18 protein-coding genes are annotated in these 19046 nt (G+C 45.2%); 6 read left to right on the top strand and 12 right to left on the bottom strand.

Going from position 1 to position 19046, the window contains the following annotated elements:
- Nucleotides 1-66 precede the first annotated feature (66 nt).
- The 12 genes from QVC79_RS12955 to QVC79_RS12900 all read right to left on the bottom strand — a co-directional run bounded on the left by QVC79_RS12955 (nucleotide 67) and on the right by QVC79_RS12900 (nucleotide 11879).
- Nucleotides 67-1251, bottom strand: coding sequence for a FecR family protein (locus QVC79_RS12955; protein ID WP_270592745.1), 1185 nt, complete (start codon nucleotides 1249-1251; stop codon nucleotides 67-69).
- Nucleotides 1252-1443: 192 nt separating this feature from the next.
- Nucleotides 1444-1989, bottom strand: coding sequence for an RNA polymerase sigma factor (locus QVC79_RS12950; RefSeq protein WP_270592744.1), 546 nt, complete (start codon nucleotides 1987-1989; stop codon nucleotides 1444-1446).
- Between the two features lie 136 nt (nucleotides 1990-2125).
- Nucleotides 2126-2914, bottom strand: coding sequence for a twin-arginine translocase subunit TatC (gene tatC / locus QVC79_RS12945; protein WP_270592743.1), 789 nt, complete (start codon nucleotides 2912-2914; stop codon nucleotides 2126-2128).
- Nucleotide 2915: 1 nt separating this feature from the next.
- On the bottom strand, nucleotides 2916-3107 hold the full coding sequence (locus tag QVC79_RS12940) for a Sec-independent protein translocase subunit TatA/TatB (protein ID WP_183312882.1): 192 nt from the start codon (nucleotides 3105-3107) through the stop codon (nucleotides 2916-2918).
- Between the two features lie 3 nt (nucleotides 3108-3110).
- The gene (locus QVC79_RS12935) at nucleotides 3111-3623 is read right to left on the bottom strand and encodes an ECF transporter S component (protein WP_270592742.1); all 513 of its coding nucleotides are present in this window, start codon (nucleotides 3621-3623) and stop codon (nucleotides 3111-3113) included.
- A 13-nt stretch (nucleotides 3624-3636) separates the two neighbouring features.
- Nucleotides 3637-4554 (bottom strand): DUF362 domain-containing protein, encoded by a 918-nt coding sequence (locus QVC79_RS12930; protein WP_416336074.1) that lies wholly within the window; start codon nucleotides 4552-4554, stop codon nucleotides 3637-3639.
- Between the two features lie 78 nt (nucleotides 4555-4632).
- Entirely contained in the window at nucleotides 4633-6525 is a 1893-nt protein-coding gene (locus QVC79_RS12925; RefSeq protein ID WP_270592739.1) for a TonB-dependent receptor, read from the bottom strand.
- Between the two features lie 6 nt (nucleotides 6526-6531).
- On the bottom strand, nucleotides 6532-6969 hold the full coding sequence (locus QVC79_RS12920; RefSeq protein ID WP_270593384.1) for a DUF1893 domain-containing protein: 438 nt from the start codon (nucleotides 6967-6969) through the stop codon (nucleotides 6532-6534).
- 18 nt (nucleotides 6970-6987) lie between these two features.
- Nucleotides 6988-8406 carry an aldo/keto reductase gene (locus tag QVC79_RS12915; protein WP_270592737.1) on the bottom strand — a complete coding sequence of 473 codons (1419 nt, stop codon included), beginning with the start codon at nucleotides 8404-8406 and terminating at the stop codon, nucleotides 6988-6990.
- 13 nt (nucleotides 8407-8419) lie between these two features.
- Nucleotides 8420-9913 (bottom strand): 4Fe-4S binding protein, encoded by a 1494-nt coding sequence (locus QVC79_RS12910; protein WP_270592736.1) that lies wholly within the window; start codon nucleotides 9911-9913, stop codon nucleotides 8420-8422.
- Nucleotides 9914-10258: 345 nt separating this feature from the next.
- On the bottom strand, nucleotides 10259-11407 hold the full coding sequence (locus tag QVC79_RS12905) for a serine hydrolase domain-containing protein (protein ID WP_270592734.1): 1149 nt from the start codon (nucleotides 11405-11407) through the stop codon (nucleotides 10259-10261).
- Nucleotides 11391-11879, bottom strand: a complete 489-nt coding sequence (locus tag QVC79_RS12900; RefSeq protein WP_270592733.1) for a NanQ anomerase/TabA/YiaL family protein — start codon at nucleotides 11877-11879, stop codon at nucleotides 11391-11393. The genes QVC79_RS12905 and QVC79_RS12900 overlap by 17 nt, the downstream gene beginning before the upstream one ends.
- 168 nt (nucleotides 11880-12047) lie before the next feature.
- On the opposite strand from QVC79_RS12900, the gene QVC79_RS12895 reads away from it, so the two are divergent.
- The 6 genes from QVC79_RS12895 (at nucleotide 12048) to rsxC (ending at nucleotide 19008) form a co-directional block, all read left to right on the top strand.
- Nucleotides 12048-13814 carry a hypothetical protein gene (locus QVC79_RS12895; protein WP_270592732.1) on the top strand — a complete coding sequence of 589 codons (1767 nt, stop codon included), beginning with the start codon at nucleotides 12048-12050 and terminating at the stop codon, nucleotides 13812-13814.
- Nucleotides 13815-13889: 75 nt separating this feature from the next.
- Entirely contained in the window at nucleotides 13890-14774 is an 885-nt protein-coding gene (gene era / locus QVC79_RS12890) for a GTPase Era (RefSeq protein WP_087421181.1), read from the top strand.
- 43 nt (nucleotides 14775-14817) lie between these two features.
- The gene (gene der, locus QVC79_RS12885) at nucleotides 14818-16125 is read left to right on the top strand and encodes a ribosome biogenesis GTPase Der (RefSeq protein WP_270592731.1); all 1308 of its coding nucleotides are present in this window, start codon (nucleotides 14818-14820) and stop codon (nucleotides 16123-16125) included.
- Nucleotides 16126-16199: 74 nt separating this feature from the next.
- Entirely contained in the window at nucleotides 16200-16616 is a 417-nt protein-coding gene (locus QVC79_RS12880; protein ID WP_270592730.1) for a SoxR reducing system RseC family protein, read from the top strand.
- 65 nt (nucleotides 16617-16681) lie between these two features.
- Nucleotides 16682-17548: a Fe-S cluster domain-containing protein gene (locus QVC79_RS12875; RefSeq protein ID WP_151412096.1), complete on the top strand. Its 867-nt coding sequence runs from the start codon at nucleotides 16682-16684 to the stop codon at nucleotides 17546-17548.
- Between the two features lie 128 nt (nucleotides 17549-17676).
- Nucleotides 17677-19008: an electron transport complex subunit RsxC gene (rsxC, locus tag QVC79_RS12870; protein WP_270592729.1), complete on the top strand. Its 1332-nt coding sequence runs from the start codon at nucleotides 17677-17679 to the stop codon at nucleotides 19006-19008.
- The last annotated feature ends 38 nt before the right edge of the window (nucleotides 19009-19046 follow it).

The raw sequence follows: 19046 nt of genomic DNA, 5'->3' as shown, positions 1-19046 counted from the left end.
TTAATTCTCTCTTGCCGGAGAGATTTAGCTAAATAGAAAAGGGGAAGAGGACCAATTCTTCCTCTTTTATTTTTTATATATCATGATTGTTCCATCACCCTGTATATCAAAGTTCAATGATTGCGTACTCGCCAACAATTCTAACATAAAATCAATTGATTTACTTCGTAGTGCAGCCCCGGAAAAACACACGTCTCGCAAGGATTCATCAGCAAATTTAAAATTCACATCATACCAGCGTCCCAACTTCTGAACGATCTCGGATAATGGCGTGTTGTAAAAATAAAATGTACCGTATCGCCACGAGGTGAAGTATTTCAAGTCAACGGCCTCCACGGTCACTTTACCCGAAACAATATCATAAGAGGCACACTCGCCCACGTCAACGACTGCCACCCCATGCTCTGTTCTTAAATTGATCTTACCACTTTCCAACACGGCCTTGCATTGTCCTTCTCCCGGGTAACAAGATGCGTTAAAAGAGGTTCCCGTAACCTCGATTGTCGCCCCCTCCATGATGACGTTAAAATGCCTTGCCTCATCCTTTGTCACCTCAAAATAAGCCTCTCCGTTTAAACGTACATCCCGGCTATACTCTCCGAATGTAAGCGGGTACTCTAAGCGGGTTTCTGAATTTAGCCACACTTTTGTTCCGTCAGATAACACCAACATATACTCGCCTCCCCTCGGAACTTCGATTCGATTGTATGCTAACTCTTTTGGTTGAGTGGTATTCCCTGTCACACCACTATAATTCAAGGCGTTTATATCCTTTGATAACGTAATTTCCTGTCCTGAATGTTTATCAACGATAACCGAATCAATGGTCCGGTTCAAATCAATCACTTGACCATCTGAAAGGTAAAGAATCGCCTTAGGTCCTCCCGGTAGAATCTGTTTAGCCACAGATACAGGAAGTTCCTCTCCAACTTGTCGTTTAAACTTGAGAAAATAAAATAACGTGCCACCTAACAACAAGGGTAAAAGAAATACCGCCACATATTTCAGAAGTCGAGCATACCCCAATGATCTCTGCCTTGTTCTTTTCAGAATATTCTCCAAAGCATTTTCCTTGTGCAAGGAATCAATCCCCTTCAAAAAGTTTCCCATCCCTGCAATTCCCTTTATATTCTCGTACATCTGTTCATTTTCGGGAGCCTCATTACGCCACTCCTGTAACTTCATCAGCTCTTCCGATGAACACTCGTTTCGCAAGGCCCTCCATATAATTTCTTCCCAATTTTGGTTCATATAAAATCTAAATAAATGATCAATTATTGAGAAAGAAACGTGGGAAAAAAGACTTTTTTACAATGAACTGATTACGAGAGAAAAAAGAGATTTGAATTGTTGAATAATAGCTGTTAATACAACTAAATTCTAACTATTATTAAAGGATCGTTTATTAATACAACGAAAAAAACGAAAAATGGGTGAAAAGAATTAGTAAGAAAATACAAAAAAAGTAAGAAATAACTCGAAATCCTCTCTGTTCAAATTTTCCCTTAACAACTTCAAAGCCCTCGCCAGTTGGGTCTTAACAGTATTAACAGAGACCTGCATTTCCTCTGCCACATCCTTATATTTTTTTTCATTGAAACAGATCGCAACAAGTACTTGCTGACATTTAACAGGCAAATTTTTAACGGCTTTCATCAACAAATCAATCTTGGAATCATCTTCTGATTCCGGCTGAAAATAATAGATCAGTTGATCTGTCATTACTTCCACATCCACAACGCTTTTGGGTTTCTCCCGGACACGATCCACACACATATTTCGTGTCATCCGATACAATAAAGGCCGGGCATTTTCCGTGGTCAAACGATCTCGATACATTTCCCAAAAACGTACAAACGCCTCCTGCACTATATCCTCCGCCTCCAAAAAATCCTCGGTAAACTTTACGGCGTACAAACACAGAGCCTCGTAATTCTTATCGAAAACCATCGTGAAAGTCTTTTCTTTATTCTGTTCAACAAAAGCCATAACTCAATACTTTTACACACATTACCCGTGTAAAAGTATAAAATGATTTTCAAAAACCAAATAAATTATATTATCACACTAAAATATGAATCTTATTCCTAAATAGGTCAAATCATATTTTTCATATTTACCTACCTTACCGAACAGCACGTTTCACGATCCAAATACTCACCTCGTACAACAACCACATCGGCAACGCCACCAATGACAACGTGAATATATCTGATGTCGGGGTTATAACGGCAGCCACGATAAGAATAATCACCACGGCATGACGTCGATAACGTTTCATAAAATCGGCAGAGATAAATCCCAGCTTGGCAAATAACCACGAAAGTATAGGTATCTCGAAGACGATTCCCATGGCAAGACTCATCAAAATCAAAGTACTGATATACGATTGCAACGCGATCATATTCTCCACGTCACTACTCACCTGATAAGTTCCCAAGAAACGAAAAGTTAACGGAAAGATAAGAAAATAGCTAAGCAGGACACCCAGCATAAACATGACATACCCGCTCCCCACCACTCTCACGACATACTTGCGCTCGTTAGAGTAGAGAGCCGGGGACACGAAACGGAATAATTGGTACAAAATATAAGGGGATGCACATAAAATCCCCATACACATCGCCACTTTCATGTGGATCAGGAACTGTTCCGCCAATCCGGTGTTGATCAATTTTACGAAAAAGTCCGGGGATTCGGCACCTGTCACCCATCCACTAAGCGAAAATAAAAGCCGGTAAGTAATAAAATCTGCCTCTTTGGGCGCTAATATAACAGCAAACAACTCATCTTTGAAAAAGAACGCTACAACACCAAAAGCCACGGTCACGATGGCAATCTTCACCAACGAGGCCCGCAGCACATCTAGGTGTTCCCAAAAACTCTGATTCTCAGACTTACCGACTTGTTCCATACTACTCTTTTTTCTCTTCTGAAGTAATTTCTTTCTCCACCCCGTTCATTCCTTCTTTGAAAGAATGTATGCCCTTGCCAATTCCTCTCATCAATTCAGGAATCTTCTTGCCACCGAATAACAGTAACACGACTAACACGATAAGCAGCACTTCCGGCATACCGACACTGCCAATAAATAATGAATTCATCATACTCTATTTACGAATTATATGGTTAATAAATAGCCAACCACCTAAAACCTGCATCAACATTCCGGGTAACCCGATACGAAAATCCTGTAAGGCAACATAAAAACTACCTTCCAGCATCCACTCGCCTAACGTTCCCACGATCTGGTAAAAAAGTACCACTCCCACGAGTAATACCAAAGAGGACTTCCGAAAACGGGTTGCCGCATACCCGGCAGCCACGGCCAATAATACCGATTTCAGCAACACGGCAGGCAACACGGCCACTACGGGCATCCCGAAAAGGGCCGAATTTACCAATGGAGAAACTAGTGCCGTCAATAAACCCACCTTCCAACCGTATTTATAAGCCCCCACGAGGGTAAAGAAATAAATCGGTAACCAGCGAATACCGCCCTGCGGAACCAGATGACACAACTGCGGCAGGATAATATTACCCGCCACGAATAAAGTCACGGCCAGATAGGTCCTCAACTGATTATATTCCAATGAATAAAGTTTTACTGTTGTCGTTCTCATACTCTTATATTCTTTAATCCAATTTCACCAATTCATACTTCTGACTTCCCAAACCGATCTTTTCGCCATATTCCAGCGTGTGCATTCCATTACGGGAATCAATACGCTCAATCAGATGGATCTTTCCATGATCTTCAGAAGCCCGAACCAAATCCGTACAGGCCTTGTCCAAAGCAACCGGATCAAGAGAAGCCAGAATACCGATGTCTCCCATCTTGGGATCTTCCGGGGAAGAATCACAATCGCAATCCACGGAAAGATTATTCGCCACGCTGATATACAAAATCTTGTCCCCACAATGGTCTACGATTGCCTTTGCGGCCTCGGCCATAGATTCTAGAAAATCATCCTGCGGGGACAAATTACCCCACGGGTTGCCTTTCGTTTTCCCGGCGGAATGAATCCAAGCTTTTCCGGCAGAAGATGCAATACCAATGGATATGTTCTTGATAGCTCCACCGAAACCACCCATCGCGTGGCCTTTAAAATGTGAAAGAACAATCGTGAAATCATAGTTCAAGTAATGCGAACCGACAAAATCCTCTTTCAAATGCTTACCCCCCTTCACGGGAAGTGCTACTTCTCCCTCTGCATCCATGATGTCTACCGGGGCAATAGCCGTGAACCCATGATCTTTAGCCGCTTTCAAATGATTCTCGGTATCAGCACGTCCGCCCCCGTAAGCCGTGTTACATTCCACGATAGTTCCCTTCACTTTCTGTACCAAATCCTTGATCAAAGCCGGTTGCAGGAAATTATGCCCACCCGGTTCTCCCGTGGATAATTTCACGGCAACTTTTCCTGTTGCCTCCCGGCCTAAAGCCTCGTAAATCTTCACCAAATTCTCCGGGGAAATCTCCTTGAACATATACACTTTCGGTACATTAGTATTTCCATCGGATTTTTGTTCTTGTGCGTTAGCGCAATTCATCCCTGTCACGGTTGACAACACGGAGAACAAAATCATACAAATATTCCTTCTCATTTTCATGATATTATATATTACGATTTAAAATTTTATATTCACTCCCGCCATCACCGTCGCCTTAGGCATCGGGAATCCGGCGTTGATCTCGTATCTTTGAGCGAGTAGATTCTCTCCCTTCACCCAAACATCAAACCCATCCAGTACACGGAAAGACCCGCGTACATTCCATAACAGGAAATCCTCGGTTTCCTCCGGATCAAGTTCCTTATACAACCCGGCCACATATTGCAATCCGGTTGACACGTTCCAGCGTCCCTTTGAAAAAGCCGTTCCGACATAAAGTTTATGCTCCGGAGAGGCTAACACGGGATTATCCATGTGCAAATAACTATAATTCGCATCCACGGACCAAGCGGGAACAATCCGGTAAGCCACTTGAGCCTCTATGCCGGAATTCTCAATCTTTCCCGTGTTCACGTTCAAGGGACGCCCGTCTATCGGCACACGCATGATCAGGTTCTCCCCGTCAATATAGAAAACATTCACACCGTATGACAATCGCCCATCCAGCAACCGCCGTGCAAATGAAAGTTCATAACTCCACAACCTCTCCGGTTTCAAATCCGGGTTGGCCGGGCGGAACATATACATTTCACGAATCGTCGGGTAACGGAATCCCTTGCTTGCCATCAACTTCACCTCGCTGTTTTTCGGCAAATGGAAAGAAAATCCGATCTGCGGAACCCATTCTGTCCCCACTTGCGAATGGTGGTCAACACGGAGTCCCACGTCAAAAGTAAGCCAGTCACCCAAGTTCTGCCGGAAATCAATATATCCTGCCACGTCATCCTGTGTTTTATCCGCTTGGGTATCTCGTTCTCTCGCTAACGTCTTGTTCCAAGCCTCTCCCCCGAAATGGAAATAATCAAATCCCACGGTCAGGCGATTCCCCTCGAAAAGCTGTACAATTTGGTACCAAGAGACACCCAACATCTGGTCCCGTGAATGAAACCGATAATCAAGAGGATCACCCCCTAAATGATAACCATCATTAATCCAATGTTTCCCCCAGTTATAAAAGAAACTCAACGTTCCCGACGTTTTCGCGTAATGATTAGCCAAGGCAAAAGAGGTCATTCCTCGTGTAATCCTCTGGTCGTTATCAAGTAATGGATTGGAAATTTCTCCCGGATTCGAGGCATCAAAATGAGTCAGATTCACATCGGCCCAAACATTCCACGCATCCGAAATCTCGTACCCGAATTTGGCATAACCGCCATATTGCTCGAACTCCATATCCTTTCGGTGGCCATCCGTACGATTATAAGAACCACTAACAATACTTGTGAACCGTCCCTTCCGGATGCGATTGGTAACCTCCGATTGCAACGTGTTATACGAACCGTACCCCACGTTTGCATGTGTCCGGATTCCATCCTGTTGCATCTTCCGGGTTACAATATTGATCACTCCCCCCATCGCGTTCGACCCGTATAACACGGACGCCGGACCCCGTAGCACTTCTACACGTTCCGCCAGCAAAGACTGGTAAGCATCGGAAATCGGATGTCCCATCAGCCCCATGTATTGCGGGTGTCCGTCAATTAACACGAGCATTCCCGTGGTCGGCAATCCCTCCTGTGGCACACTCCCGATTCCCCGTAAACTCATTCCCCCGGCAGCCCCCCCGGATACCCCATATCCCATCAGCCCTCTGGAAGTCGTGAAAAGTCCCGGTATATACTCGGTCAAAAGAGGCAATAACGAGGGATCGTTACGATGTTCTATCTGTTCCCGGTTCACCACGGAAACGGTCATCGGCAAATGCCGCACGTCCGTCTCGTTTCGTGTTCCGGTAACAACAACCTCTCCTATGGTCACTTTTTTCTGCACCAATAAGCTATCAGGCACTTCCTCAGCCCGCAAGGAAACGAGCCCACCCAAAAATAGCACGGTAAATAGTATCTTTTTCATCCTGCATTATTTTGTCACGTTATTCATCGTATGTATAAATTCCTCTATCTGTTGCAGACACTCTTCTGCCGTATGCATCCGGAAACAGCGAATCTCCAACGGACACCAGCCTGTTCGGGTACGATTGATAATATGAGGCACCTCCGACAAGCAATCCACCTTAATCCCGGACCGTTCCAAAAGCTCTCTGGCCGGGCTACTGATAACCCGGGCAAACACCTCATCCACTCCTCCCAAAGCCATCAAGGCGGCAGCAGCCTTGCCAATCACTTTATCCGCGATAAACGCTCCCCGAAGAAAATCCGGTTCCGTCTTCAACAACCGGTACAAATCCTGTACACCCCGCTCCCAGAACAACCGGGTCTCCCCCTCGTTATAAATCACGCAGGAACATTGTTCCGCATCCAAGCGCTCAATCAACACCTTTCGGTCCGTTTCAACCATCATGCTCATTTTCTCTATTTAAAATACCCGTTCCTGTTTCAAATCCTCCACGAAATGATCAATTCGCTGCATCTCTTTCGGGATGTTAATTCCCTGCGGACAATGATGTACACACTGGTCACAACCGATGCAATGACTGGCCTGCCGCAACCGGGGAACCGAACGGTCATACCCGATAAGGAATGCCCGCCGGGCCTTACGGTAATTCTCATCCTGTGACGAGGCTGGCACGTTACCCTCGTTAATACACTTGTTATAGTGCAGCAACACAGCCGGAATATCCAAACCATAAGGACAAGGCATACAATATTTACAATCATTACAAGGGATCGTCGGGTATCTCAACATCAGTTGTGCCGTTTCCTCCAAAAACACCTTATCATCATCTGTCAACGGGTCCAGCGGTGAGAATGTACGCAAGTTATCCTCCAAATGCTCCATGTAAGTCATCCCGCTCAAAACAGTCAATACCCCGGGAAACGAACCCGCAAAACGGAACGCCCACGAGGCCACGCTAGATTCGGGCTTACGCAATTTCAACGTGTTCGCCACATGAGTCGGCACGTTCGAAAGACGGCCACCTAACAGGGGTTCCATGATAATAGCCGAAATGTTCAACTTTTGCAATTCCCCGTAAAGGTACTCGGCATCTGTATTCCGGGTATTCACCTCCTTCGCGTGTTTCCAGTCCACGTAATTCAACTGGATCTGCACGAAATCCCATTTTACCCGATCATGTATCGAGAGCAAATAATCAAAGACTTTTATATCCCCGTGGTAAGAGAATCCCAAGTTACGAATCCGCCCCGCCTCACGCTCTTCAAGCAGGAAATTCAACACGCCGTTATTCACGTAACGCTCCTCGTACTCCTTCATTCCATTTCCCATCCCGACCCCGTGAAGTAACAAATAGTCGATGTAATCCACCTGCAATTCTTTAAACGAATTGCGGTACATCGCAATAGAAGCCTCACGACTCCAAGTCGAAGGGGCAAAATTAGACAACTTGGTAGCAATAAAATACGTGTTGCGCGGATAACGTTTAAGGGCAATACCCGTGGCACGCTCGGAACGCCCCATACAATAAGCGGGAGACGTGTCGAAATAATTAACACCATGTGCAATAGCCGTATCCACCAATCGATTAATCGTCTCCTGATCCAAATCTGCATCAGGATTCCGTCCTGCCCCGCCACTCGTATCCGGCCAGCGCATACAACCATATCCCAGCAAGGAGACTTTATCACCCGTCCTCGGATGCGTCCGGTAAGTCATTTGATCTGTCGGGATTTCCCCTTGTGCCGAACGATTGCCCGACACGATATTATTTCTCGAATTACAACCCGCCAAACCGATTGTCGATGCAGCCGCACCAACCCCTAATCGCTTTAAAAATTCCCGGCGGTTTATCTCTTCTTTCCTATCTTTCTTTTCCATGTACTCGTAATTTTTAGATCGTTCTGTGCTGTTCATGTCCTTCCACGTAAATGGCACTGAATGGACGTGCCGGACAAAGATTCTCGCAAGCCCCGCAACCGATACAACGTTCCACATTCACAACCGGAATCTTCAACGAATCCGCGTCATCAGCATCAGAAGGAACCATCGTAATCGCTCCCGTCGGACAATGCCGGGCACAGTTGCCACACGCCACCTTATCCCGAAGTGGTACGCAATTCTTCTCTACCCACACGGCATGACCAATCTGTGTGGCCGACTTATCCGCCGGGGTAAGTTTCAAGATTGCTCCTGCCGGACATACCTCCGAACATTTCGTACATTCCGGTCGGCAATACCCTCTCTCGTATGACATCTCCGGCTGCATAAGCGTTTCCAACTTGGTAGAGGGACGTAACACCTGATTCGGGCATACCGAAACACAAAGCTGACAACCGGTACAATGTGTCCGCATATTACGTAGTCCTTTGGCTCCCGGTGGAACAAGCGGTGTCGTCCGGGCAGGGACTTTCTTATCAAGAATAACAGCCAAACCACCATCCACCTTTTTCTCCTGCGCCTTGACAGCCGAAGAAACAAGAACCAGTCCCATCCCAGTCAAAAAACTACGACGAGCATTATGTGTATTTCCCGTTTCGGAAGTTTCTTTTATCTCTTTTTTCCCAAACCGATATTTATAACTGATCGCACCATGCTTACAGGAATCAATACAATCCATACAAGTCACACAACGACTATAATCAATCCGATGATCCTTGTCATTAATGCAAGCTGCCTTGCATTTACGGGAACATAAACTACAATTTGTACATTTCTTCGCATCAATCTCCGGACGAAACAAGGAATACCGGGAGAAGAATCCCAACGCCGTACCTACCGGACAGATCGTGTTGCAATAGGTTCGACCATTTCGCCATGCCAGCACGACTAACACGACAAACGTGACTGCCGCAATAATAAACGTCGGCAAACTCTTCAGCCATACCGAAGTCTCGTAAAAAGCGTAGCTATCACTCCTTTCGGCAAAATAAGCCAACACGTTATTTCCCCACTGGTACACGGGAGCGAAAAGATTCGAAACTATTCGCCCGTAAGAACTATACGGAGCCAACAATGCCACAACCGAACCAATTCCGGCAATCATGGCAATAATAAACAGTCCCAATACCCCGTACCGTAACCACGAAACCGCGGGAGAATACGAAAAACGATACTTCTTTTTCTTTCGCCGTCCGCTAAACCAAGACACTACATCCTGAAACACACCCAACGGACAAATCACCGAACAATACACCCGTCCGAACACGAGCGTCAATACCACCCATAAAAGAATGACCCCGACATTCAAGGCCAACACGGCCGGCAGGAACTGTATCTTCGCCAGCCATCCGAACCACCCGTGTAATGTTCCCGTGAAATCGAGAAACAACAAGGTGATCAAGATAAAAAACACAAGGGCTACTATTAATCTGATTCTGCGTAGCATAAGCTGTTATTTTAGTTATTAAAACATTACAAAATTATGGAATGTTTACACTAAAGTTTGTACACGAATTACAGATTAAAATACCAAAATTACTGATAATGTCTATTTATCAACGATCCATGATAACGATTCCCACACCAATCTAACCCAAATAATGAGGTAATCCTACCCCAATAATCCCACTTATACAGAGCTTATTCGTCGCCTATTCGTTGCTCATGCATTACGGCATATCTAAGCTCTGAGTAAACTTCGAATGATGTTCGAATATGTGGGATTATTTCCTTAGGTTCTCCTTAGGAACTCGTTAGGTTCTCTTTATAAATCAATCAACAAGTCTCCCTCCTATTTTCTACTATCTAGAATCTTCGTCCCGATGTCCATGTAACGATACACATCCCGGGTGGTCTCCCGGATACGTTCCTCGTCCTTTTTATGCCCCAACCGGACAATTATGGCATTCTTTTCGGGAATAGCAATAATATACTGTCCCAACATTCCCCGGAAATAGGGATTCTGTTGCCCTTTATAGTTCATAATCCAAATCTGGAAACCATAATAATCCAAAGAATCCTTCCCCCACTCGTCCTTCAGATACCCCGCCGGACTCATGGCCTCGTTGATATATTCTTCCGAAACCAACTGTTTCCCGTTCCAGTTCCCGTGATGCAACATCAAACGGGCAAAACGAGCAATTTCCCTTGCCGTGGTGTGAAAACAGCAGAAAGATTTCTCGTCCCCGTCCTTTTTATCCAACAACCAATAAGCATCTTGACAGGCTTGCATCGGTTTCCATAACTTCTCTTCGGCATAATCACTAATGCTCTTCCCGGTCGCTTTCTCCACGACAAAAGCCAATATCTGCGTATCCCCGCTCCGGTATGAAAATTGTTTCCCCGGTTCCTCGATCACGTCCAACGTAGTCACTAAATCATAAAGATCGTTCCCGTAGTAGCCATGTGTAGTTACCGAAAACAGCGACGCGTAAGCCTCATCCCAATTCAACCCGCCACTCATGGTTAACAGATTGCGAATCGTGATATCTTTCTTTTTCCCCTCGTTAAATTCCGGGATATATTTCCCCACCGGATCATCCAGACTGGCAATTTTCCCCTCGTCATAAGCAATGCCGACCAACAGCCCCACGATACTCTTTGTCGATGAAAATATATTTGATGTTTTCGTGTCATTCCAACCGGAACGATACTCCTCGTACACGATACTATCATTCTGGATCACCAGAAAAGAAACCGTACGAAAATCATTCAAGTAAGCATCATCCTCCGGACTCAACTCGTACGTGTTATAATCCTTGGCAATCCCCCACGTCCAGCACGTGTCGGCCTTCCGCACCGTATGCTTGTCAAACATCGACAAATCATCTATCGACGGGTACCAGTAAAGCAAAGCTTGCCGTGCATAGTAAGGCAAACAGAAATAAGCAATCCCCAGCACCACCACAACCGTCAAAAGTATCTTATATCTTTTCTTCATTTTCAATTCTCCATTTCCAATTTTCAATTTTCCTGACTTTCGCCACTACCTTCCGGATCACCCCTTCCCCGATACAAGGAGCATGAGCATCTTCCGGGAAAAAGATCACGAACTCTCCGGGAGATAACGTGAACACCCGCTCCACCGGATCCCGGTAAAAAGTAAAATCACCCGCTCCATCATACGGCGCCCGCTCCTCGCCCAACAGACTTTTATCCTTCCAGCCATATCCTTCAGGTGTACTCAAAGGCATTTGAATATCAATATATTTATCATGCCGCTCATATACGGCCTCCTCTGTTTTTCGTCCTTTGGCATCTTCAATTTTCAGATAGGCATTATCCCCGTCAATGTCAATTCGCCCCACGGGCATACTTGCCAAATCATGCGTTTTTATATAGTCAAAGACAACTTTAAAATACGGGTTCAACCCCTCAATTCGTTCGCTATTAGCCAGTACGTCTACAATCATAATTTTATTTCAATTTTTTTATACAACAAAGATAACGAAAATACGTTAACAACAAGAAAACCAAGCAAGAACAACGCACATTTTCTTCTAAAAAATGTGTTCATTGCCCGGTTTCCATCATATTCTAGGCCAAACGTTATATTTAGAACTACATAAATTTTAGTCACTATGAAAAACTCATACCTTACGATGATCGTCTTCACGATTTTTACCATCAGTTTTTGCTCCAAAACGCAGGCACAAAAACAGAGCCGCGTGGAAAGACTATACCAACACATCGCTTGGTCCGAAGGAGACAAGTACGATCGGTTGAGAGAAAGAATGGACACCAAAAGTATGGATGCCTACAAAAATGAAATCACCTTAGCCGATGCCCTCAGACAATTGTTACTGACACCCGGCATCAATGCCATCGAACCCTACCTGAAAAGCAACATGGCCATCCAGCAACAAGATGGCGGCGCCCGGTTACGCTCGTTCTGCCAAGCAGCAAACCTCAATGTCAACCTTTTCCGTCACAAAGCCGACTCCACAATCTTTGCTTTACTTGTTTATTCCAAGAATCAACTCGAAGATTCCCGTACAGTACTTGCACAAATAAAGGAATACGATTACAACATTGACCCCGACATTTACGAGGCGATCGTCCGGCTAAAGGAAAAAGTGCAATATGCAGACCTGAAAGCCCAGCCAACACAGGCAAAATGTGACACCTATTTCAAAGACTTTCACAACCAATACAATTATGTTGAGGTAGCCCAAATATACAATGACCTGTTATACAAAGCTGCCCTTGACAAACAAAACGATTCAACCATTCTCTGTTATTTTAACGACACCACGCTAAAAACATTCTACGCCAACACCAAGGAACCGCGTCCCTACCTGACTGAAGTACAAAAACTCTATGACGACTGCCTGTTCAAAGCGATACAAACGGCCACTTCCCCGGAAGCACAAAAACATTGTATCAATGCTTATATCGAATGTCCCTATCTAGCCGGATGTAACCGCAGATACCTGCCACAAGTGGAATACGCTAACGACAGCATAGACCTGATCATTCTCGTTTCACAGGTGGATTCTTTCCCACGCCTTCCGCTAATCAAGGCTTACCTTCAAACACATAAATACAAGCAATTCCGGGACAAAGCCCAGCAGTTAAGGGAACAATTTATCGACTCGATGACTTATATATCTCCCACGATCACTCGTTGTTACTCTGGAACAAACATCGTCCGGGAAACTAGAACTCACAATGACTCACTCACAATCACCACATACCAATACTCCCCTCAAGGACTTTTAACACGGATCATTCAAAGCACACGACTGCAAAAAGATTCCACTACCACCACCCCGTTGAACTTGATTGTCACAACATTCAAGTACAACGACCTCGGTAAATGCTACGAAGAGGAAACCATTGATTCTCTTGCCAAAGCAACCGTATGCCTAATCAATTATCAGTATGACACGACCTCTCATCCCGTCATGAAAACGACCAAGTGGAACCACGGGCAAAACACTATTGACTATTACAATCACCGAGGACAGGTCAACCGGACACAAGAATACCGGAACGGGCTGATTTGCGCTCAAACAGACTACACTTACGACACCCAAGGACGTCTCTCCGGTAAAACATGGATAAACAACCGACCGGATACCGACCATCCCGCCACGAAACAAGTCACCCTTTACACGTATGACCCATTCGGCTACCTCGTAAGCATTTCCTACGTGAAGGAAAACCTGCAAAATGAAAAAATAACAAGTAACATGACACTAACTTACGACGAATTCGGTAACCCGATCAATCCTAATTACCAATATACTTACGACCAGACCGGAGCATGGACCAGTAAAACGAGCAAAACGAACCCGGCGGACAGCGAGAAAATCGCTTATGTCTACAAGCAAAACAAAAAATAGACCCGCACATTTTCGTTTAGGCTTTCAATTTTCAATTAGTTATCGTACCTTTGTGCCCAATTAATTTTAAAATAAATGGAGCACAGAGCAGGTTTTGTCAATATCTTAGGAAACCCCAACGTGGGGAAATCAACCTTGATGAATCGACTAGTCGGGGAGAAATTATCGATTATCACGTCCAAATCCCAAACCACGCGTCACCGGATCAAGGGGATCGTGAACGGAGAGGACTTTCAGATCGTGTTTTCCGATACCCCGGGTGTCGTGAAACCCAGTTACAAGATGCAGGAATACATGCTTGATTTCTCGAAAAGTGCCATTATCGATGCCGACATCATCCTCTATGTCACCGACGTGGTGGAGAATATCGAAAAGAACGCGGACTTTATCGAGAAAGTGAAACAAAGCGAAGTTCCCATCCTTCTGGTGTTGAACAAAATTGACCTGACCACCCCGGATAAACTGGATGCCCTGTTCGACAAGTGGAAAGAAATCATCCCGCGAGCTGAAATATTCCCGATCTCGGCTACCGAGAATTTCAATGTAGACAATTTATACAAGCGCATTCTGGAATTGTTACCCGTGGGAGAACCCTATTTCGACAAAGAAGAGATGACCGATATGCCGGCACGCTTTTTCGTAACCGAAATTATCCGGGAAAAGATTTTGTTGAACTACGATAAAGAAATTCCTTATTCTGTCGAGGTTGTCGTGGAAGAATTCAAGGAAGAAACCAAACGTATCAACATCATGGCCGTGATCAACGTGGAACGGGATTCCCAAAAAGGCATCATTATCGGGCATCAGGGAGCCGCGCTGAAAAAAGTCGGTACGGAAGCCCGTGTTGACATCGAAGCCTTCTTCGGGAAAAAAGTATTCCTGAACCTGTACGTCAAAGTCCTCAAAGACTGGCGAAACAAGGAAAACGACCTGAAACGCTTCGGTTACAAACAACTTTAATTTTTTAGTTTTTATCTTTTAACTTTTATCTTTTATCTTTCCAATGAGTAATATTGTTGCAATAGTAGGACGTCCCAACGTGGGAAAATCAACACTTTTCAATCGTTTAGTCGGTGGCCGGAAAGCCATCGTGAACGAGGAAAGCGGGGTGACCCGTGACCGGAATTACGGAAAATCAGAGTGGAACGGTAAAGAATTCTCGGTAATTGACACAGGAGGATACGTTTCCAACAGTTCGGACATCTTCGAGGAGGAGATCAACAAACAGGTATTACTCGCCATGGACGAGGCCGACGTGATCCTATTCGTCTGCGACGTGGAACTCGGGATTACCGATCTGGACCACAGTTTCGCCCGTATGCTTCGGAAAGTCAACAAGCCCATCTATCTCGTGGCAAACAAAGTAGATAACGGAGAACGTCTCTACGATGTCCACGAATTCTATAAACTGGGAGTCGGAGAAGAGATTTTCCCCATAGCATCCATCAACGGTTCGGGAACAGGAGAACTACTTGACAAACTGGTTTCACACTTCACCACCGACCCGCTCGAAGACATGGAAGAACTTCCCAAGATCGCTATCGTGGGACGCCCTAACGTGGGAAAATCCTCCACGATCAACGCCCTTATCGGGGAAGAACGTAATATTGTAACCGATATTGCCGGAACTACTCGTGATACGATCACCACCCGCTACAACCGTTTCGGACACGACTTCTTGCTGGTAGACACCGCGGGATTACGCAAGAAAGCGAAAGTCAATGAAGACGTGGAATTCTATTCCGTGATGCGTTCCGTGCGTGCCATCGAAGACAGTGATGTGTGTATGCTACTGATTGATGCTACCCGGGGAATGGAATCTCAGGACTTGAACATATTCCACCTCATCGAGCGGAACCAAAAAGGCGTGGTAGTCCTCGTGAACAAGTGGGACCTGATCGAGAAAGATAACAAAACGACGATCAATTTCGAAAAAGAACTGCGGGCAAAAATGGCCCCCTTCAACGACGTGGAGATCATTTTCACCTCGGCTCTCACGAAACAACGTCTGTTGAAAGCGCTTGAATCAGCCATCCAAACCTACGAAAACCGGAAACAAAAACTGAAAACATCCGAACTGAACCGCATCATGCTGGAAGAGATCGAAAACTTCCCTCCCCCCAGCTTGAAAGGAAAATATATCCGCATAAAATACGTGACACAATTACCGTCGAAAACCCCAACTTTCGCATTCTATTGCAACTTACCGCAATACGTGAAAGACCCCTACAAGCGTTTTCTGGAAAATAAAATCCGGGAACACTGGAAGTTCACGGGTGTACCGATTCAGATTTTCATGCGTAAAAAATAAAAAATGAAAACCATCCTCGCTGCAGGATGGTTTTTATTTTATCATTATATTTGCTCTATTCAAAGAATCATATTATGGCAAAAAATACAATAGAACATGATGGAATCGTGACACAGGTGGCTGATACCTTTATTATAGTGACCATACAAAGCCAAACAGCCTGTGCGGGATGTCATGCCAAAGGAGCTTGTGGTATGTCGGAAATGGCCTTGAAGAGCATCACGGCGGAAAAACCAAATGAAGAGATCAAAATAGGAGACAAAGTAATCGTCAGTGCCAGTACTCAAAATGCCATGCTTTCCGTGCTGTTGGCATACATTGTTCCTTCTGTTTTAATTATCGTTATTTTGACCTTGCTTATCCTTGCCGGAGTCAGTGAAGTTATGGCCGCTACATTATCCCTGATTGCAATATCGGCCTACTTTATTTGCCTGTATTTACTAAGAAACAAGTTTGCCCAAAAAATAAAATTCAAGGTTAAAATAGCATAACCTAGAAAAAAATAATAACTTTACGGGCGTTATAACAAACTAGAGGAGACAAAACAAACACCTTTATGATGACTACTACCATTATTTACACCATTATTTCTTTGTGCGCTATTGGGATCGCGTCTGCCGTGATTCTCTATTTTGTCGCGCAAAAATTCAAGGTCGAGGAAGACCCTAGAATTGATACCGTGGAAAGCATCCTGCCGGGAGCAAATTGCGGAGGATGTGGCAAACCCGGGTGTAGGGGATTTGCGGAAGCCACGGTAAAGGCTACTTCTTTAGATGGACTGTTTTGTCCGGTTGGAGGGGCGGAAACCATGACGAAAGTTGCCGCTGCCTTAGGCATGGAAGTAACGGTACAAACCCCGCAAATCGCGGTGGTAAGATGCAACGGCACGTGTGACCATCGTCAACGTACCAGTCAATATGACGGTTACAAATCATGCGCCATCGAACATTCCCTTTACCGGGGTGAAACCGATTGTACTTTCGGTTGTCTGGGTTGCGGGGATTGCGTAACAGCCTGTCCGTTCGATGCCATTCACATGGACGAGAACGGTCTCCCGGTCGTTTCCGAGGAGAAGTGCGTAGCGTGTGGAGCCTGCGTGAAGGCCTGTCCGAGAAACATCATCGAGTTACGAAACAAAGGAGTGAAAGGTCGGCGAGTTTTTGTTTGCTGCGTGAACAAAGACAAGGGGAACATTGCCCGCAAAGCCTGTACAGCAGCCTGCATCGGATGTGGGAAATGCGTGAAAGAATGTCCTTTCGAGGCCATCACGCTAGAAAACAATTTGGCATACATCGATTTCCGCAAGTGCAGACTTTGCCGGAAATGTGTCAGTGTTTGCCCGACACACGCAATCCACGAGGTTAATTTTCCTCCCCGGAAAATCACCGAACCTGCTGATCAATTGAAAACTGAAACGAATTAATTTACAATTTATGAATTACGGTTTACGATGAATAAAATCTTAAATCAAGAAATCATAAATCTTAAATCAACAAATTCATCCGTTTTTCAATCTAAAATTTAAAATCTAAAATCTAAAATTAATACACCGTGCTTAAGACATTTAAAATTGGGGGAGTTCACCCACCAGAAAATAAATTATCAGCACAAGGGGAAATTATCACCCTTCCCCTCCCCGAACAAGTAACCATACCCTTATCACAACATATCGGGGCTCCTGCCGTTCCCACGGTGAAAAAAGGAGATCAAGTAAAAGTAGGACAAATCATCGGTCAGGCTGCCGGCTTTATATCGGCAAACATTCATAGTTCCGTGTCCGGAACCGTTATGTCACTTGATCCGGTAATCGACGCCAGCGGTTACCCCCGCCCGGCTGTAACCATTAAAGTAGAAGGTGACGAATGGGATGAAAACATCCTAAAAGATCCCATCAACAAACAACCCGGTACATTCACAAAAGAAGAGATTCTGGCAGCTATCAGTGCGGCAGGAATCGTCGGTATGGGTGGTGCCACCTTCCCGACACAGGTGAAACTATCGCCCCCTCCCGGAAGTACTGCCGAGGTACTTATCATCAACGGTGTGGAATGTGAGCCTTACCTCACGGCAGACCACCGCTTGATGCTGGAGCACGGGAAAGAACTGATCATCGGTATCGAACTCATCATGAAAGCCCTCGGCGTGAAACGCACAATCGTGGGAATCGAAAACAATAAACGAGACGCCATTGAAGAACTGGGTAAACTAGCCAGACTGGCGGACGGAATCGAGATATGCCCGTTAAAGATACAATACCCGCAAGGAGGTGAAAAACAATTGATACAAGCCACCACCGGAAAATTCGTTCCATCGGGCGGACTACCCATTGCCGTTGGGGCTGTGGTGCAGAACGTGGGTACCGTGTATGCAGTGTACGAGGCAGTCATGAAACATAAGCCCTTGTTCGAACGGGTAGTCACGGTTACCGGAAAATCTTTAAAAGAACCGGGTAATTACCTTTGCCGCATCGGAACCCCGATCTCACAACTGATCGAGGCTGCCGGGGGATTGCCCGAAGACACGGGTAAAGTGATTGGAGGAGGCCCCATGATGGGGAAAGCCTTGACCAACACGAACATTCCCGTCACGAAAGGCACGAGTGGCATCTTACTTATGCGTCAAGAAGAATCTACCCGTAAAGAGTATCGGAACTGCATCCGCTGTTCGAAATGCGTTAGCGTGTGTCCCATGGGATTGGAACCCTATTATTTGATGTTACTTGGAGAACACAACAAGCTGGAAATGCTGGAATCAGAAAAGGTCATGGACTGTATCGAATGTGGTTCATGTAGTTTTACCTGTCCGGCAAACCGTCCGTTACTTGACGTGATCCGTCTGGGGAAAGCCAGAACAGGTCAAATGATCCGGGCGAGAAAAAAATAAAAAATTAATTTAGAATGAATCGATTCAGAGATTGCCGA

Origin of the sequence: Butyricimonas sp. (assembly GCF_019423355.1) — a bacterium.
Classification (GTDB): Bacteria; Bacteroidota; Bacteroidia; order Bacteroidales; family Marinifilaceae; genus Butyricimonas; species Butyricimonas faecihominis.
This window is presented reverse-complemented; position numbering and strand designations above follow the sequence as displayed.

Coding starts and splice junctions, on each gene's coding strand:
- era (WP_087421181.1), top strand. CDS start 13,890: ATGGAGCACAGAGCAGGTTTTGTCAATATCTTAGGAAACCCCAACGTG.
- QVC79_RS12950 (WP_270592744.1), bottom strand. CDS start 1,989: ATGGCTTTTGTTGAACAGAATAAAGAAAAGACTTTCACGATGGTTTTC.
- QVC79_RS12915 (WP_270592737.1), bottom strand. CDS start 8,406: ATGGAAAAGAAAGATAGGAAAGAAGAGATAAACCGCCGGGAATTTTTA.
- der (WP_270592731.1), top strand. CDS start 14,818: ATGAGTAATATTGTTGCAATAGTAGGACGTCCCAACGTGGGAAAATCA.
- QVC79_RS12940 (WP_183312882.1), bottom strand. CDS start 3,107: ATGATGAATTCATTATTTATTGGCAGTGTCGGTATGCCGGAAGTGCTG.
- QVC79_RS12930 (WP_416336074.1), bottom strand. CDS start 4,554: ATGAATTGCGCTAACGCACAAGAACAAAAATCCGATGGAAATACTAAT.
- QVC79_RS12900 (WP_270592733.1), bottom strand. CDS start 11,879: ATGATTGTAGACGTACTGGCTAATAGCGAACGAATTGAGGGGTTGAAC.
- QVC79_RS12895 (WP_270592732.1), top strand. CDS start 12,048: ATGAAAAACTCATACCTTACGATGATCGTCTTCACGATTTTTACCATC.
- QVC79_RS12955 (WP_270592745.1), bottom strand. CDS start 1,251: ATGAACCAAAATTGGGAAGAAATTATATGGAGGGCCTTGCGAAACGAG.
- QVC79_RS12905 (WP_270592734.1), bottom strand. CDS start 11,407: ATGAAGAAAAGATATAAGATACTTTTGACGGTTGTGGTGGTGCTGGGG.
- QVC79_RS12935 (WP_270592742.1), bottom strand. CDS start 3,623: ATGAGAACGACAACAGTAAAACTTTATTCATTGGAATATAATCAGTTG.
- QVC79_RS12920 (WP_270593384.1), bottom strand. CDS start 6,969: ATGGTTGAAACGGACCGAAAGGTGTTGATTGAGCGCTTGGATGCGGAA.
- QVC79_RS12875 (WP_151412096.1), top strand. CDS start 16,682: ATGATGACTACTACCATTATTTACACCATTATTTCTTTGTGCGCTATT.
- tatC (WP_270592743.1), bottom strand. CDS start 2,914: ATGGAACAAGTCGGTAAGTCTGAGAATCAGAGTTTTTGGGAACACCTA.
- QVC79_RS12880 (WP_270592730.1), top strand. CDS start 16,200: ATGGCAAAAAATACAATAGAACATGATGGAATCGTGACACAGGTGGCT.
- QVC79_RS12925 (WP_270592739.1), bottom strand. CDS start 6,525: ATGAAAAAGATACTATTTACCGTGCTATTTTTGGGTGGGCTCGTTTCC.
- QVC79_RS12910 (WP_270592736.1), bottom strand. CDS start 9,913: ATGCTACGCAGAATCAGATTAATAGTAGCCCTTGTGTTTTTTATCTTG.